The sequence below is a fragment of the Ureibacillus sp. FSL E2-3493 genome (assembly GCF_038077515.1).
Taxonomy (GTDB): domain Bacteria; phylum Bacillota; class Bacilli; order Bacillales_A; family Planococcaceae; genus Ureibacillus; species Ureibacillus halotolerans.
In genome coordinates this window covers 2,627,830-2,642,721 of record NZ_JBBOPK010000001.1, presented here as the reverse complement: position 1 = coordinate 2,642,721, position 14,892 = coordinate 2,627,830, and the positions used below count along the sequence as shown (strand labels likewise).

Below are 14,892 nucleotides of genomic sequence, written 5' to 3'. Positions count from 1 at the left end.
ACTAGAAAGAAAAAAGTACTATAAAAGTGTAAACTATATTATACATAATAAAATCTATAATAGGAGGAAGGCTAATATGGAGATCGGTCAAGTTATCAGATACATCAGAAAAAACAAAAACATTACACAGCAAGCTTTGGCAGATGCAATCGGTATGACACGTCCATATATTGCAAGAATTGAGTCGGGAAAGAATAGTATATCATCTGACAAACTGACTGAAATATTGGAATATTGTAATGTGACTTATAATGAATTTTTCTATATAAAAAATGACTATAAAAAGTCTACTAAAATGAACGAATTTAACTATGTTTTAAAATTGTTCTATGCAGGAAAACTTGATGAAATTGAAAAAATTAAATTTGAAGTTAAAAAGAAATATGAGGATACAGGGGATTTATTTTTAAAACATTTATATATACTTTGTGATGCTATAGAACATAATTTTGAACGAGAAAAAATTAATAAAGAACATATTGATGAAATAGCAGATTATTTATTAAGTATAGATGAATGGTGTTATCATGAATTGGTTTTACTAAACAACTTTATGTTCTTATTTACTCCTTCAACAGCGTTTTTAATGACAAAAAGACTATTATACCGAGCGGATAAATATAAAGATTTAAATATGGATAGCAAAGTACTTAGTTTCTTATTTTTTAATTTGCTAGAATTAAGTATAAAACATGAAGAATATCAATATTCTAAACTTATTTTAGAGAAGAATAAAAGTTATTTTACTGAGAACACAGAGTTTTTTGAACAAACATTGACATTGTTTTATGAAGGTATGATTGACATAGTAGACAATAATGTTTCTGAAGGTATAGAAAAATGTAACCGTGCCTTCACAGTTTTTCAAGCATTAGGCCATGATAAAATTTATGAGAAATATAAAGATGAATTAAATCAATTGTTGAAAAAGGTTGAGGCAAACAACCCTGCAAATTAGTATAAAATAGTGTACAAAAAGTTTATCCCCCTAATTTATAGTATTAAATTAAAACTAATTAAATGAAATTTCATCATTTCAAAATACCTATAAATGTTTATTTATGGATAGTCATTTTGATTTAAAATGGGGGGATAATGATGAACGTTAATGATAGTTTTTTTTTCTTGTATAAAAATAACTCTGTCTATTTAATAACTAATGTGATCATTATCACTTTAATTAGTTTTTTAATAATTTTAAATGAAGTTACTAGTGTTTATGGTATTATTCTTTCTCTTATTATTATTGCCCAACTTTATTTAGCTGCTAAGTTCAAAAGTGTTTATGACGGAGCAGTGAAAAGCTTGCAGGATACTGAACAAAAGCTGAATGATTCAAAAAAAGAAAAACATTTCATGGCTTACTACGATGAAATTACGAAATTACCCAATGAACGTTATTTACTAGAGAAAATTAAGGAAAACTTAGCTGATGATACTTCTAGCAAAGCGGTATTAGTAATGAAAATTGATCGTTTAACCACGATTAAAACTTCGTTAGGTTCCTTTTATACAAATCGGATTGTTCAAATGATTGCTGATAGATTACATACGTATTTTCCGAGTTATCTATTTGGAAGGTTAAGGGAAGATCAATTTTTAATTTTAATCGAGGATAATAATGATGAAGAGGTCATTCAAAACTTATGTAAACAGATTATTGAAATGATGGAGAAGCCATTTTGTATCCAACATTTTTCATTAAACATAACAGTGAATATTGGAATTGCCTATTATCCAAAAGATGCACAAACAGAAGAAAATATCATTAAATATGCTCAATTTGCCTTATATGAAGCGAGTAAATCTCCCGAACAATTTACTTTCTTCCAACCTTCTATGTTAACTGTTCGTGAAGAGCAATTAATGTTAGAAAATGATTTATATAAAGCATTACAAAACAATGAATTATTTCTTCAATATCAACCACAACTGAAGTTGAAATCAAAGCATTCCATCGCGATGGAGGCCCTAGTACGTTGGAAGCATCCACAAAAGGGGTTAATTCCACCTTCAGAATTCATTCCAATTGCTGAGGATTCGGGTTTAATTGTTCCTATTGGAAAATGGGTATTAGAAACAGCCTGTCGACAAACAAAGGAATTGCAGGAAGTTATTCAACAACCAGTAACAGTTGCTGTAAATTTATCTTTACGACAACTTTTCCATGAAAATTTTGTACAAGTTGTTGAAACGATATTACACGAAACCAAACTTTCACCGGAATGTCTCCAGCTAGAAATTACTGAAAGTATGACGATGAATACGAAATTTTTAACGCCGATTTTACATGAATTGAAAGGGATTGGCGTAACCATTGCGTTAGACGATTTCGGTAAAGGCTACTCGTCCCTTTCTTTTTTAAAGGACTTACCAATCGATTGTTTAAAAATTGATCGGGAGTTTGTTAAAAATATGAATGAAGAAAATCATAAACCATTAATTGATTTAATCATTTCACTGGCCAAACATTTTAAATTGAATGTTGTTGCTGAAGGTGTAGAGACGATGGAGCAATTTAACTATTTAGTAAATAGTGAATGTGATGCAGTTCAAGGGTATTTAATAAGCAAACCAAATACTTTCGATACCATCGTAGAAAATTGCAAAAGTATTCAACGGGAATTTTGTTGTTCTACCCAATCTGAGTATTATGGATACATTAAACAAATATTTAACTAATGAAAAAAGGGCAATCTCAATTTGAGATTGCCCTTTAAATAGTAAATTAAAGTTTTACTACGTTAGAAGCTTGTGGTCCACGGTTTCCTTCTTCAACTGAGAATTCAACTTTTTGACCTTCTTCTAAAGTTTTGAAGCCGTCGCCTTGGATAGCAGAGAAGTGTACGAATACGTCGTTTCCACCTTCAACTTCGATAAATCCAAAACCTTTTTCTGAGTTAAACCATTTTACTGTACCTTGTGTCATTTTAAAAGACCTCCAAAAAATTTAATCAATAACCAATTACTTCAAAATACTATAAAAAAATTCACACATTACAAAAAGTACCGAACGTTCACGATTACTTTTTGTAACATGTGAATTCATTAGATATGAAGCAATATAATTATTCTCTTTATTATACCTGGTAATTTTTAAAATGTCTACTTAAAATAAAAAAATTTTTTATTCTTTTTCATAACGATTAAAAGCCATCTACTATTTCTTTTAAAAGGCTTAGTTAACAAGGAAAAATTGGCTTAAAATAAAGAAAACGCTCTAATATTTATAGATATAAAAAATTTGCGAATTGAATATGATATAGTAAGAATAAAGAACTTGAAAAGTTATAAAAGTATAATCAAATCATACGTATCAATATTAAAAAGCTTGTTTTTTAAATGGGGTGTGTGCATTGGAGAAAGTTTTTGCTATAGGAGATATACATGGTTGTTATAATCTTTTGGAAAAATTGTTAGACAAATGGAATCCAAATGAGGAACAATTAGTATTTTTAGGAGATTATATTGATCGTGGTCCAGATAGTGTGAAAGTGATTAAAAAAGTAATGCAGCTAGTAGAAGACTATGATGCGGTTGCTTTAAGTGGGAATCACGAACAGCTCTTTTTAAATTGGTTAGAAAAACCTGACGACCTTTCGGAATTTTATTTTAATCCAAAGGTTGGTGGAGCTGCTACCGTTCAAAGTTTTTATGATGCCCCAACTTTCTCAATCGTTTCTGATCATTTTTCAGTAAAGGAAATTACGGCGAAGATTCAAAAAGAAAATAAAGAAATAATCGAGTTTATGAAAAATTTAAGAAGATTTTATTTATGGGATCCCTATCTTTTCGTTCATGCAGGAATATCGGCTAATGTAGAAAATTTTCGTGAGTCGAAAAAGGATGACTTTTATTGGATTAGGGAAGAGTTTTTCAATGTTCCCCATTTAGCAAAGGAAATTGTTGTATTTGGACACACACCAACCGTATTATTAAATGAAGACAAATCAAGTAACGTTTGGGTTTCATCTTGTCAAAAAAAGATTGGTATAGATGGTGGGGGAGCTATCTATGAACGAGGAAAGCTCCATGGTGTTATTTTTACAAAAGGTTCTACCCAATTAACGATTCATTCTGTTGGGTTAACTTCAGATTTAACAACGACCACAATTGAAATTTAATACATGGAGGATTCACTTTATGTGGATCCTCTTTCTTACATTTTGGTGGGTTTTTACTTCTTATCATTGTTAAATGGGTGGTATAGTTAAAACTAGAGAGGTGGGAAATTTATGTCAAATGCAGTTGAACATGTTTTTAAGCTCCAAACAGGATGGGATGGAGGAAGAAATGATACAGGTGAGATTGCCTGTGAAAATTTAAAAACGACGATATCAATTCCAAAAGAAATGGATGGTCCTGGAATTGGAACAAATCCCGATGAATTATTATTAAGTGCCGCAGCAGGTTGTTATATGATTTCCCTTGCAGCGATGTTAGAACGGTCGGATATAAAAGCAAGATTATCCCTTCAATCAGATGGTGTTGTACAAGTGGAAAATAATATATTTACATATAAAAGAATTATTCATCATATTGAAATATTCCTTCATGAGGCCAATGAAAGTAATGTGCGGTTAGCTAATCGATTGGCTATGAAAGCGGAAGAAAACTGTATGATTAGTAGAGCGCTAAGAGGCAATGTAGAAGTGCAGGTGGATTGTTCTATAAAGTCTTTGTAACTTATATCCTAAAGAAAGCGGGTGAGGGGAATGAGCTTTATAATACCAATCGTTCAAATATTATTCGTATCCATTTTCATCTTTTTTGTTAGTGGGCGATTAATTGGTTCTAATGTGAATATTTTTAAGCGACTCTTTTCTGTTTTCATTAGTGTCTCTTTTACAACTTTTATCTTTTGGTATACGTACTTAAGAGGAGCAGAACATTCTTTATATACAATTAAAAGTGTGATGAATGTTTCTACTTTATTGTGGATCGGTAGTATGCTCCTTATTTCGATGCTTATTTACTTATTCTTTGAATTATTTGATCCGATTGCATTAAATGATAGTAATGGTAGAAATGTTGGGAAAAAATTTATTATTAAAAGAATTATCGGCTATTGGCGTCATCAAAAAAGATTACGAACCGTTTTAAGTATTGCTGTAAAAAATGGCATTACAAGAACAATGAAATATGCTAGAAATCGAGATTCAGATCGGGAATTAGCTATCGCCTTAAGGGATACCCTTGAACAATGTGGCGGTATTTTTATTAAGTTCGGACAAGTGCTTTCGACACGTAAGGAATTCCTATCCCCGATTTTTATAGAAGAACTGGAGAAATTACAAGATAATGTAACACAGCTTTCTGAAAATCAAGTAAAAGAAACATTGCAGCAAAATTTGCGCGGTGAAATAAATGAAGTATTTTCCTATTTTAATATGAAGCCGATTGCTGCTGCGTCTATAGGGCAAGTCCATAGAGCGATTTTACGGAAAACAAATGAAGAAGTTGTCGTGAAATTGTTACGTCCTGAAGTAAAGGAAATTATGCGAGAAGATTTAAGCATTTTAATGGAATTTGCCAATTGGGTCACAAGTAAATCCCAATGGGCGGAAAACCTTGGTTTTAGAGACTTAGCAGAAGGATTTGTTTCTTCATTACGGGAAGAAATCGATTTTAAAATAGAAGCTCGTAATATGATCCAAATCCACAATGTAATGAAAAAGAGTGATTTAAAAGTAAAGATTCCAAAGGTATATGAAGAATATAGTAATGAAAATATTTTAATAATGGGATTGGCAACGGGCGTTAGCTTAGGAAATCTTGCCCAATACGATATCGACAATCGTCATGAAATAGCGGAAACTTTACTTTTCTCTTATTTAGAACAAGCTTTAGTTTCGGGAATTTTTCACGCAGATCCCCATCCAGGTAATATTCATTACGATTTAAATACTGGGGAAATTACTTTATTAGACTTCGGTGCTGTTTGCCGCCTGTCAGCTGCTCAACAAGAAGGGTTGAAACTATTTTTTATTGGGATTCAACAAAATGATGCTTCGATTTTATATGATGGAATCTCCCTATTAGTGAAAAATACGAGGGAAGTAGACCGACTTGAGTTAGAGCAAGCCATCAGTCAAATTATTTTAAAAATCTCTTATGTTGAACGGATTCGAACAGATGAAATTATTTATTCAATTTTTACAGTGATTCGAGATTTCGGACTACAATTTTACCCATCAGTTAGTGTGGCGTTACGAGTGATTGTTACATTAGATGGAACGTTAAGAATTATTGATCGCAATTTCAATATGTTTGAAGAAGCGAAATTGTTTTCAAGTAGTTATTTAAAACTAGCGTTGAAAAAACCGTTTAAAGAACCGAGGGCAACTAAGGACCGTTTGGAAGAAGAGTTAGCTTTAATTATACCGAATTTAAGGAAGATTCCTCGACGGGTCGACCAATTGTTTAAAAAGGTTGAAGATGGAAAGGTAATATTGCATCACGATATCTTCTCAGATAAAAATAATGCCAAATTTATTACCCATTTGTTTTCGAAGTTTGTCTTACTTTTAGTCGGGATTACTTTTGGTGTTATTTCGGTTGCGTTGTTAGCCATTTCCCAATTCATCCATTCAGCATATGCCATTTATTTAAATACCGCATCATATTTAGGTTTGTTCCTATGTGCTGTTTTACTTGTTCGATTATCAATACAAGCTATTCGAGATATGAAACGGATGGAATAATAATTAATGATGAACTACTTTTTACTGTAAGGCTTCTCCATTTACATCTGGAGAAGCTTTTTGATTTGATTGGTAAGTTAATCGTAGAGGATACATCACTTTATCTTGACTGTATTAAAAAGGCTATTCTATAATTAACACTGTATTTAGCTGTTAAGGAGGATTATTAAAAAATGACCCATTCAATGAGACTTCGTTACCTATCTTTGAACAAATAATTGAATATGTTCAAAGGCTCTGTTTTGTGTATACAGAGTAGATGGGATAAGTCTGTCCTTTTTTAATAATCTTCATCTCATAAAAGACTGTTGATTTTAGTCTCGTGAGGAAATGAGCGATGTATTTTCATAACTACTTTAAAAGTAGTTCATATGATTAATTAGAAAGGTAGATTTTTCTACCTTTTTTCATTAGTTATAATCGAGAAATTTCTACATTAATGGAAGATGGTTTCCCTTTACTCTAAAACACAGGCATGCCGCCTGTGTTTTTTGTTGTTTACTAACATATTAAATGAGTTGGAGGAAGGACAATGCAATTTTTATTATTTTATTGATACGAGCTTGGCATTGAAGCTCGTATCGATTCTAGCTATCGATACGAAAAAACTATTTTTCGGAGGTAGCAAAGATGGAACAAATTTGTTTTGAATTACAACAAGTAGAAGTAACTTTTTTAGATAAAGAAATTTTAAAGATAGAAAGATTAGCGATACATCAATTTGACCGAATCGGAATTGTCGGTAAAAATGGTGCAGGGAAAAGCACTTTACTAAAATTATTAGCAGGTATCGTCCAACCAGCAAAAGGTAAAATTCACCGTCATATAGAGAGTGGATACTTTGAACAACTGGAAGCCCCATCAACCATTGAAGCGGACGTGGCGTTACTTGGAAAGTTAGGTGTTCCAAAAGATTCCCATCAGTTAAGTGGTGGGGAGCAAACCCGATTGAAACTGGCCCAATTGTTTACCCACTATTATGAAGCGTTACTCATTGATGAACCAACAACCCACTTAGATCAAGAAGGTATTTCCTTTTTACTTGATGAATTGAAGTATTACTATGGGGCTCTCGTTTTAATTAGTCATGATCGGGCTGTTTTAGATGAACTAGTGACAACCATTTGGGAAATTGAAGAAGGGGAAGTTCATGTATATTCGGGGAATTATAGTGAATACTTGGCACAAAAAAAGGTAGAACAGCAACTGCAAAGGCAAGCCCATGAACAGTTTATAAAAGAAAAGGGGCGTCTTGAAAAAGCTGCGCAAGAAAAAATGAAAAAAGCAGAAAAGGTTGCGCAAGCTGGTCGCCTGTCGAAAAAAGAAGCAAAAGCTAAGCCAAATAAGTCCTTTATGACCAAATCGAAAGGTACAAGTCAAAAATCAATTCAGCGAGCAGCAAAGGCTATCGAACAACGAATGGAGAAACTACAAGAAGTGGAAGCGGTTAAAGAAGATAGACCAATCGTTTTTCGGCAGTCAAAAGCGATAGAGTTGCATAATAAGTTTCCAATTATGGCTGATCGTTTTACGCTTCAAGTTAAGGATAAAGTATTACTAAATGAAACCAGTTTCCAGCTACCTCTTGGTAAGACAGTCGCGATTACGGGTAGTAATGGTAGTGGGAAAAGTACGTTGCTTTCACAAATTGCAAACAAGGCTTCTGAATTAACCATTTCTCCAAAAGCGAGAATTGGATATTTTCATCAATTGAGCTATCAATTTATAATGGATGAAACCGTTTGGGAAATGGTAAAAAACAGTTCGGGTTACGATGAAGGACTTTTGCGTAGTGTTTTACATTCCATGCAGTTTGGCGGCACAGATCTTCAGAAAAATGTTAAGTCATTAAGTGGTGGCGAAGCAATTCGTTTGAAACTATGCCAATTATTTTTAGGAGAGTATAATATTTTATTGTTAGACGAACCGACCAACTTTCTAGATATTCAAGCAATTGAAGCATTAGAAAACTTTATAAACGCTTATGAAGGGACGATTATACTCGTTTCCCATGATCGTACATTTATTGAACGGGTAGCTGAACAAGTATATGTTATTGAAGATCTTCAGCTAAAATTGAAAGACTAATAGGAAAGAAGTAGAGATTTTATCTCTGCTTCTTTTTAATGTGCGCCCGGCATGCTTATGAACTATAGGGTGCAAGTCCCGAACCCCGAAGACTGAAGTAGAGGTTAGCTAAGAGCAAGGGTGTCCGTGGCGACGCGGAATCTGAAGGAAGCTGGAGGCAAAACACCGGTCCGAGGAACACGAATCTCATATAAGGCTAGGTATGATTGAATGAGTTTGCATTACAAAACAAAGTCCTTCTGTCGAAGGTCATATCAAGTAAATGAGGAGGATAGATGGTGTGAAAGTGCATACGCTTACCCGGGGAGGTCTGACAGAAACGTGAAGTACCCTTCATAACCTACTTGGAGACAAGTAGCTGAACTGTCAGAAGTCAGCAGAGGTCATAGTACGAGTAGGTCTAGAATTACTCGGAAGGACTGAACAATTGAGAGAGATTAGCCCTTGGCTTTCCATCTAGAATGAATAAGCACAGAAAACAGAAAAACCTCACGCTTAGAAAGTAGTGGTGAATCCCACGAGGGTATTTGCGGAGGGTGGAGTTCAGATGGACATAAGAAGATAAGCTAATCACGGAAAGGAACGAAATGATGATGTTGGATCAAATTCTCGAACGGCAAAACATGATACAAGCGCTAAAGCGAGTTGAAGCGAATAAAGGAAGCCATGGAGTAGACATGATGCCCGTACAAACCTTACGACAGCACATTATCGAAAATTGGAAAAACATTAAATCGCAGATTTTGAATGGAACCTATGAACCGCAACCAGTACGTCGAGTCGAAATCCCGAAACCAGATGGTGGTGTACGTTTACTAGGTATCCCAACCGTGACAGACCGTTTGATTCAACAAGCTATCTCGCAGATTTTATCGAAGGAATATGACAAAACATTTTCGGACCAGAGTTATGGATTCCGTCCAAACCGGAGCGCCCATGACGCCGTTCGGAAAGCAAAGGGTTATATAAAGGAAGGTTATCGATGGGTGATTGATATGGATTTAGAGAAATTCTTCGATAAGGTCAATCATGACCGACTAATGGCAACATTAGCGAAACAAATTTCAGATAAATCTTTATTAAAACTTATTCGTAAATACCTCCAAGCCGGTGTCATGATAAATGGAGTGGTTTCAAGTACAGAAGAAGGAACACCACAAGGTGGACCTTTAAGTCCTTTACTTTCAAACATAGTTCTAGATGAACTCGATAAAGAGTTGGAGGAACGTGGACATAAATTCGTTCGATACGCAGATGATTGTAATATTTATGTGAAAACAGAACGTGCGGGATTAAGAGTAATGACGAGTGTACAAAGATTTATCGAAGGAAAACTTCGTTTAAAAATAAACGAAAAGAAATCAGCAGTAGACCGTCCTTGGAACCGGAAGTTCTTAGGTTTTAGTTTCACGAATCATAAAGAACCAAAGGTTCGTCTTGCGAAAACAAGCTTAGTTCGAATGAAGAAGAAAATACGAGAAATTACCTCAAGAAAGATGCCATACTCCATGGAATACAGAATCGAGAAGTTAAACCAATTTCTAATGGGGTGGTGTGGTTATTTTGCATTAGCAGATACGAATTCCATATTCAAATCACTAGATAGCTGGATTAAAAGAAGATTAAGGATGTGTCTATGGAAGAATTGGAAGAAACCTCAAACAAGAGTCAGAAATCTTACTCGGTTGAAAGTTCCTTATGGAAAAGCATACGAGTGGGGAAACACCCGAAAAGGGTACTGGCGCATTTCTAAAAGCCCCATATTACACAGAACCCCCGGCAATTCCTATTGGGAAAGCCAAGGGCTGAAAAGTCTGAAAGTTCGTTACGAAACTTTGCGTTATTCATCTTAATTGAACCGCCGTATACGGAACCGTACGTACGGTGGTGTGAGAGGTCGGGAGTTAATCACTCCCTCCTACTCAATTTGTAAAAAGTGATTAGTGTAAAGATATTTTGGTAATAATGGTAGAAATAGGGTTAATGGTAATGGATTTATTCTACAGAAAAATAATATATTCGAAATATTTAAAAATTATGTCTACAAAATTTTAGATAGAAGTAGTTTTGTGGAATTGTTTGGATGAAACTCATATAATCCATTACTTCATTTTATTCCCTAGGAAATAAAACGGAGAATAATTGATAAATTAATTTTTCTACTAAACTAACTATTTTAGATGAGAAAAATAATGAATCGATCTTTCTCCATAATGATGCAATCATAATCCATAAAAAATGAAGGTTGAAGGAGTGAATTTTATGCTTCAAATTAGTAGAAAATATTTTGCATTGCCATTCCATCATGTGTACTTTCAAGATAAGAAATATGACAGTCGATTTGATCCGAAATTAATTCGTTACACTCATTTACTAAAACCAACTAGACAATTGCAAGGGCAAAAAACAGTTCACATTCATTTACAAAAAGAAGAGAAAATATTATTGAATTCGCTGTCTACCCATTTCCGAAAAGGAATACAGGAGATACAAGAAAAAAGCTGGAATGTTGTTATAGTTGACAAAGTAATGGATCAAGAAATTCACGATTTCATACAATTTTACAACTCAAATAGGAAAAGGGACAAACGGAGAAAATTAAATCGTTTCGACATGCAAACATTAAAATTGCTACGAGAAAAAGGTGGATTACTCATATCAAGGCTGATGGATGATCGGAATGAAACGATTTGTTATCGTGCTTATGTCATCAATGGTGAAATGGCTATGTCTTTATACGATTGTAATATAGAAGGCCGAGTGGAAGATTTTGGGAACGCCTTTTTAATCTGGGAAAATATAAAGTATTTTCGACGATTAGGATATAAAATTTATGACTTTGGTGACATTAAAGAAGAATCTCAATTAGAACATTTAAAAGAAAATTATGGAGGAACAATTGAGACCGTTTTTTCTGGCGTTATTTCGAAATCCTTTATTAGTAACATGCTTTTACAATTTAGGTGGTGGCGAGGAATGAAAGGTCCGATTTACGAATAAATCGTTTAGATAGAAGTGTATGGGAATCTACTTATTAATTAACAATTCAATTGTCATCTCATTCCACTGCATAATTTGATATAATGGAAATAATAGAGTTAGAGAGGATTTTTGATGATGACAAATAAACCGCATCTTTTACTAGTAGATGGGATGGCGTTACTGTTCCGTTCATTTTTTGCTTCAAGTGCAATGGGACACTATATTCGTTTAGAAGACGGAACGCCAACAAATGGGGTACAAGGATTTGCCCGTCATGTTTTAACGGCCCAATCGATTATGAAACCGACCCATTTAGCTGTTTGTTGGGATATGGGCGCACAAACTTTCCGCAACGAATTATTTGATGGATATAAAGCGAATCGACCAGCACCCCCTGAAGAAATGTTGCCTCAATTCGATATGGCAAAAGAAGTTTCGGAAATGATCGGCTGGAAAAACTTTGGTGAAGTTGGTATGGAAGCGGATGATACAATTGGGTCTATGATTGAGAAATGGAAAGAAGAAGCGAATATTACCGTCATTAGTGGTGATAAAGATTTGCTTCAATTATTAAACCCATCGACTCAAATTGCCTTTACGAAAAAAGGATATTCAGAATATGACGTCTATACAGAAGAACGTTTTAAGGAAGAGTATGTGATTGAGCCCTATCAATTTGCTGATGTAAAAGCTTTTATGGGTGATACAAGTGACGGATATCCAGGAGTAAAGGGGATTGGTCCAAAAACGGCTTTACAGCTTATCCAAAACTATGGATCTGTTGAAAATGTGTTAGCCAATTTAGATGCATTAAAGCCTGCTCAACGATCAAAAATCGCTGATAATGTGGACATGTTGAAGTTATCGAAAGAATTAGCAACCATTCAAAGGGAAGTACCTATTAATGCCCAATTAAATGAACTTCAATTAGTAGATTATGAACAAGAAACGTTTGAACGTTTACAAGAAAGAGGATTAAGTTTAATTGTGAAGCATGCAAGATCATTATATTCACTCGTTTAATGAAAATAAAGGAGCCGAGGTGAACTTTCAATAGGTCACTTCGGCTCTATTTTTACGAAACGAATAACTTTACTATTAGGGGCATAAGGAACTTTTCTTATTTGACTATCACGATTAGGTCCACCGTTATCATGAACAAAAAAATGTAATTCGTTTTGTTCGATTTCATAACCAATTAATGGAACCCAATGGTATTTGAAAGTCGGTTTTGAATGCCATTGAAAGGTAAAATATTTATCAAATTTCATCGCTACGGGTCTTCCAGCATCGATTTCTTTTAACGCGATTGCTAACGAACAACTCGAAACATTCCAGTTTGGACCTAATAGTTTTTGTAGATTTTTTATTAAACGCCATTTAAATAAACCAATTTTTGTCCCTCCTAAAAGGGTATAAAGTTGATTCGCGTCTATATTTAATGGATCTTTTAGTAAGTAGTTTAAAATAACAAAAACAGTCGTTGGACCACATGCTGAGTTTTGGAAAGTTGGATGAACATCTATACTATATTGGGACATTCCTTTTACCTTAAGTTGAGTCTTCATCGTATACCTCTATTTCATCATTTTCTTTAATAACTGTCCCAATGGACTATACAAAAGTATAATAGAAGTTGGGCTATATGATAAATGAAGAGTCTTCAATTTAAAGCTTTTATGAGGGGGAGTTAATTTTGAAACAGTACAAAACATTATTATTTGATTTAGATGACACATTGCTTGATTTTGGGGCAACAGAAGAAGTAGCTTTGCAAAAGTTATTTTCTCATCAACAAGTTGAGTTAACACCTGAAATAAAAGCTAACTATAAAAAGTTAAATAGAGAATTATGGCGAGCTTATGAAGAGGACCAAATGGATCGGGATGAAGTCGTGAATACGCGATTCGCCATTTTATTTAAACAATATGGTATTGAAGTAGATGGGGTCGCTTTAGAAAAAAATTATCGAAAATATTTATCGGAAGGGCATCACCTCATTGAAGGGGCACTGAATTTAATAAAAACATTACATAAGCAATTTGATTTGTATGTCGTATCCAATGGGGAGTCCAAGACGCAGGAGAAAAGACTTCATGATTCTGGTTTGGCTCCTTATTTTAAAAAGGTGTTTGTATCAGAAGATACCGGTTATCAAAAACCGATGAAAGAGTTCTTTCATGTAGTATTTTCACAAATTGAAAACTTAGATTTAACAACGACATTGATCATTGGTGATTCCTTTAGTGCAGATATAACAGGTGGTTGGAATGTGGGAATAGACACTTGTTGGATCAACCATAAACAAATAACGATGGAATCAGACATTACCCCTACCTATGAAATAACTAAACTTGAGGAACTTTATAAAATTTTACAAGTAAATCAATAAAAAATGGGTGGCTCTTTTCCAAAAGCCACCCATCTTACTTATTTTCCTTCTTTTCTTCTTTTTGTAACGGTTTCCCCACCAATACCCCAATTATCCGTATCTACTTCATCGATAACTACGACTGTTGTAGCAGGGTTTTTACCTAAGACATCTACTAATAGTTGAGTTGCTCCTTTAATTAAAGCTGCTTTTTTCTCTGGCGTTACATCTTCATTTGTAATTTTAATGTTTACGAATGGCATATTATCCACTCCTCTGTTTATTTATTTTAGTTAGGAATTTTAGTAAAAATAAAGACTACAAACTATGGAACTTTAGTTTGTAGTCTGTTCAATTAGTTTTGAGCGTTTAAAAACTCTTTTACATCTTCCGGTGATTTAGCGTTTGCACTGTGTAAGTGAGCTAATTTTTCACTATTTTTGAAGATTAATAAACTTGGAATTCCCATAACTTGATATTTTTCAGCTAGTTCAGGGAAATCATCACGGTTAATTTCATACCAAGTGTATTGATTGTATTCCTCGATAATTGGATCGATAAACATGTTCATACGTGTGCAGTCTGGGCACCAACCTGCATAAAATTTTACGATTACCGGTTGTTCAGATGCGATAATTTCATTAAATTGTTCAGCTGTAGTAATTGCTTGCATTCTATATCACTCTCCTTATCATTAGTGTACACATTTTAAATTATTTTAAAAGAAATTTGACTTAAATGAATGGT

15 protein-coding genes are annotated in these 14,892 nt (G+C 33.8%); 11 read left to right on the top strand and 4 right to left on the bottom strand.

Annotated features, from left to right (window positions below):
• The first annotated feature begins 76 nt into the window (after positions 1-76).
• Together MHH69_RS13630 and MHH69_RS13625 are read left to right on the top strand one after the other, a co-directional pair.
• Positions 77-958 (top strand): helix-turn-helix domain-containing protein, encoded by an 882-nt coding sequence (locus MHH69_RS13630; RefSeq protein ID WP_341362524.1) that lies wholly within the window; start codon positions 77-79, stop codon positions 956-958.
• 140 nt (positions 959-1,098) lie between these two features.
• Positions 1,099-2,682 (top strand): putative bifunctional diguanylate cyclase/phosphodiesterase, encoded by a 1,584-nt coding sequence (locus MHH69_RS13625; RefSeq protein ID WP_341362523.1) that lies wholly within the window; start codon positions 1,099-1,101, stop codon positions 2,680-2,682.
• Positions 2,683-2,728: 46 nt separating this feature from the next.
• Here the strand turns inward: MHH69_RS13625 and MHH69_RS13620 are convergent, their stop codons facing one another.
• Positions 2,729-2,929: a cold-shock protein gene (locus MHH69_RS13620; protein ID WP_118876281.1), complete on the bottom strand. Its 201-nt coding sequence runs from the start codon at positions 2,927-2,929 to the stop codon at positions 2,729-2,731.
• A 427-nt stretch (positions 2,930-3,356) separates the two neighbouring features.
• Between MHH69_RS13620 and MHH69_RS13615 the strand changes: the two genes are divergently transcribed.
• The 8 genes from MHH69_RS13615 to MHH69_RS13585 all read left to right on the top strand — a co-directional run bounded on the left by MHH69_RS13615 (position 3,357) and on the right by MHH69_RS13585 (position 12,797).
• Positions 3,357-4,124, top strand: a complete 768-nt coding sequence (locus MHH69_RS13615; RefSeq protein ID WP_158599711.1) for a metallophosphoesterase family protein — start codon at positions 3,357-3,359, stop codon at positions 4,122-4,124.
• A 111-nt stretch (positions 4,125-4,235) separates the two neighbouring features.
• Positions 4,236-4,685: an SACOL1771 family peroxiredoxin gene (locus tag MHH69_RS13610; protein ID WP_341362522.1), complete on the top strand. Its 450-nt coding sequence runs from the start codon at positions 4,236-4,238 to the stop codon at positions 4,683-4,685.
• Between the two features lie 30 nt (positions 4,686-4,715).
• The gene (locus tag MHH69_RS13605; protein WP_341362521.1) at positions 4,716-6,704 is read left to right on the top strand and encodes an ABC1 kinase family protein; all 1,989 of its coding nucleotides are present in this window, start codon (positions 4,716-4,718) and stop codon (positions 6,702-6,704) included.
• A gap of 173 nt (positions 6,705-6,877) precedes the next feature.
• On the top strand, positions 6,878-6,922 hold the full coding sequence (locus tag MHH69_RS19345) for an erythromycin resistance leader peptide (RefSeq protein WP_122972634.1): 45 nt from the start codon (positions 6,878-6,880) through the stop codon (positions 6,920-6,922).
• Between the two features lie 412 nt (positions 6,923-7,334).
• Positions 7,335-8,792 (top strand): Msr family ABC-F type ribosomal protection protein, encoded by a 1,458-nt coding sequence (locus MHH69_RS13600; RefSeq protein WP_122972631.1) that lies wholly within the window; start codon positions 7,335-7,337, stop codon positions 8,790-8,792.
• 590 nt (positions 8,793-9,382) lie between these two features.
• Positions 9,383-10,645, top strand: coding sequence for a group II intron reverse transcriptase/maturase (gene ltrA, locus MHH69_RS13595; RefSeq protein WP_341362520.1), 1,263 nt, complete (start codon positions 9,383-9,385; stop codon positions 10,643-10,645).
• 409 nt (positions 10,646-11,054) lie between these two features.
• Positions 11,055-11,792 carry a hypothetical protein gene (locus MHH69_RS13590; protein WP_341362519.1) on the top strand — a complete coding sequence of 246 codons (738 nt, stop codon included), beginning with the start codon at positions 11,055-11,057 and terminating at the stop codon, positions 11,790-11,792.
• A gap of 117 nt (positions 11,793-11,909) precedes the next feature.
• Positions 11,910-12,797, top strand: a complete 888-nt coding sequence (locus MHH69_RS13585; RefSeq protein ID WP_174232688.1) for a 5'-3' exonuclease — start codon at positions 11,910-11,912, stop codon at positions 12,795-12,797.
• Between the two features lie 35 nt (positions 12,798-12,832).
• On the opposite strand, the gene MHH69_RS13580 is transcribed toward MHH69_RS13585, so the two are convergent.
• Positions 12,833-13,342, bottom strand: a complete 510-nt coding sequence (locus MHH69_RS13580) for a C39 family peptidase (protein ID WP_122972511.1) — start codon at positions 13,340-13,342, stop codon at positions 12,833-12,835.
• Positions 13,343-13,470: 128 nt separating this feature from the next.
• Between MHH69_RS13580 and MHH69_RS13575 the strand changes: the two genes are divergently transcribed.
• Positions 13,471-14,166, top strand: a complete 696-nt coding sequence (locus MHH69_RS13575; RefSeq protein ID WP_122972510.1) for a YjjG family noncanonical pyrimidine nucleotidase — start codon at positions 13,471-13,473, stop codon at positions 14,164-14,166.
• Positions 14,167-14,204: 38 nt separating this feature from the next.
• On the opposite strand, the gene MHH69_RS13570 is transcribed toward MHH69_RS13575, so the two are convergent.
• Complete coding sequence (locus tag MHH69_RS13570) at positions 14,205-14,408, bottom strand: 4-oxalocrotonate tautomerase family protein (RefSeq protein WP_341362518.1); 204 nt, start codon at positions 14,406-14,408, stop codon at positions 14,205-14,207.
• 92 nt (positions 14,409-14,500) lie between these two features.
• Positions 14,501-14,818, bottom strand: a complete 318-nt coding sequence (locus MHH69_RS13565) for a thioredoxin family protein (RefSeq protein ID WP_122972508.1) — start codon at positions 14,816-14,818, stop codon at positions 14,501-14,503.
• Between the last annotated feature and the right edge of the window lie 74 nt (positions 14,819-14,892).

Bases quoted from the DNA above. Each gene is read 5' to 3' on its own strand.
- MHH69_RS13630 (WP_341362524.1), top strand. From the start codon at position 77: ATGGAGATCGGTCAAGTTATCAGATACATCAGAAAAAACAAAAACATT.
- MHH69_RS13625 (WP_341362523.1), top strand. From the start codon at position 1,099: ATGAACGTTAATGATAGTTTTTTTTTCTTGTATAAAAATAACTCTGTC.
- MHH69_RS13620 (WP_118876281.1), bottom strand. From the start codon at position 2,929: ATGACACAAGGTACAGTAAAATGGTTTAACTCAGAAAAAGGTTTTGGA.
- MHH69_RS13610 (WP_341362522.1), top strand. From the start codon at position 4,236: ATGTCAAATGCAGTTGAACATGTTTTTAAGCTCCAAACAGGATGGGAT.
- MHH69_RS13605 (WP_341362521.1), top strand. From the start codon at position 4,716: ATGAGCTTTATAATACCAATCGTTCAAATATTATTCGTATCCATTTTC.
- MHH69_RS13600 (WP_122972631.1), top strand. From the start codon at position 7,335: ATGGAACAAATTTGTTTTGAATTACAACAAGTAGAAGTAACTTTTTTA.
- ltrA (WP_341362520.1), top strand. From the start codon at position 9,383: ATGATGTTGGATCAAATTCTCGAACGGCAAAACATGATACAAGCGCTA.
- MHH69_RS13590 (WP_341362519.1), top strand. From the start codon at position 11,055: ATGCTTCAAATTAGTAGAAAATATTTTGCATTGCCATTCCATCATGTG.
- MHH69_RS13585 (WP_174232688.1), top strand. From the start codon at position 11,910: ATGACAAATAAACCGCATCTTTTACTAGTAGATGGGATGGCGTTACTG.
- MHH69_RS13580 (WP_122972511.1), bottom strand. From the start codon at position 13,342: ATGAAGACTCAACTTAAGGTAAAAGGAATGTCCCAATATAGTATAGAT.
- MHH69_RS13570 (WP_341362518.1), bottom strand. From the start codon at position 14,408: ATGCCATTCGTAAACATTAAAATTACAAATGAAGATGTAACGCCAGAG.
- MHH69_RS13565 (WP_122972508.1), bottom strand. From the start codon at position 14,818: ATGCAAGCAATTACTACAGCTGAACAATTTAATGAAATTATCGCATCT.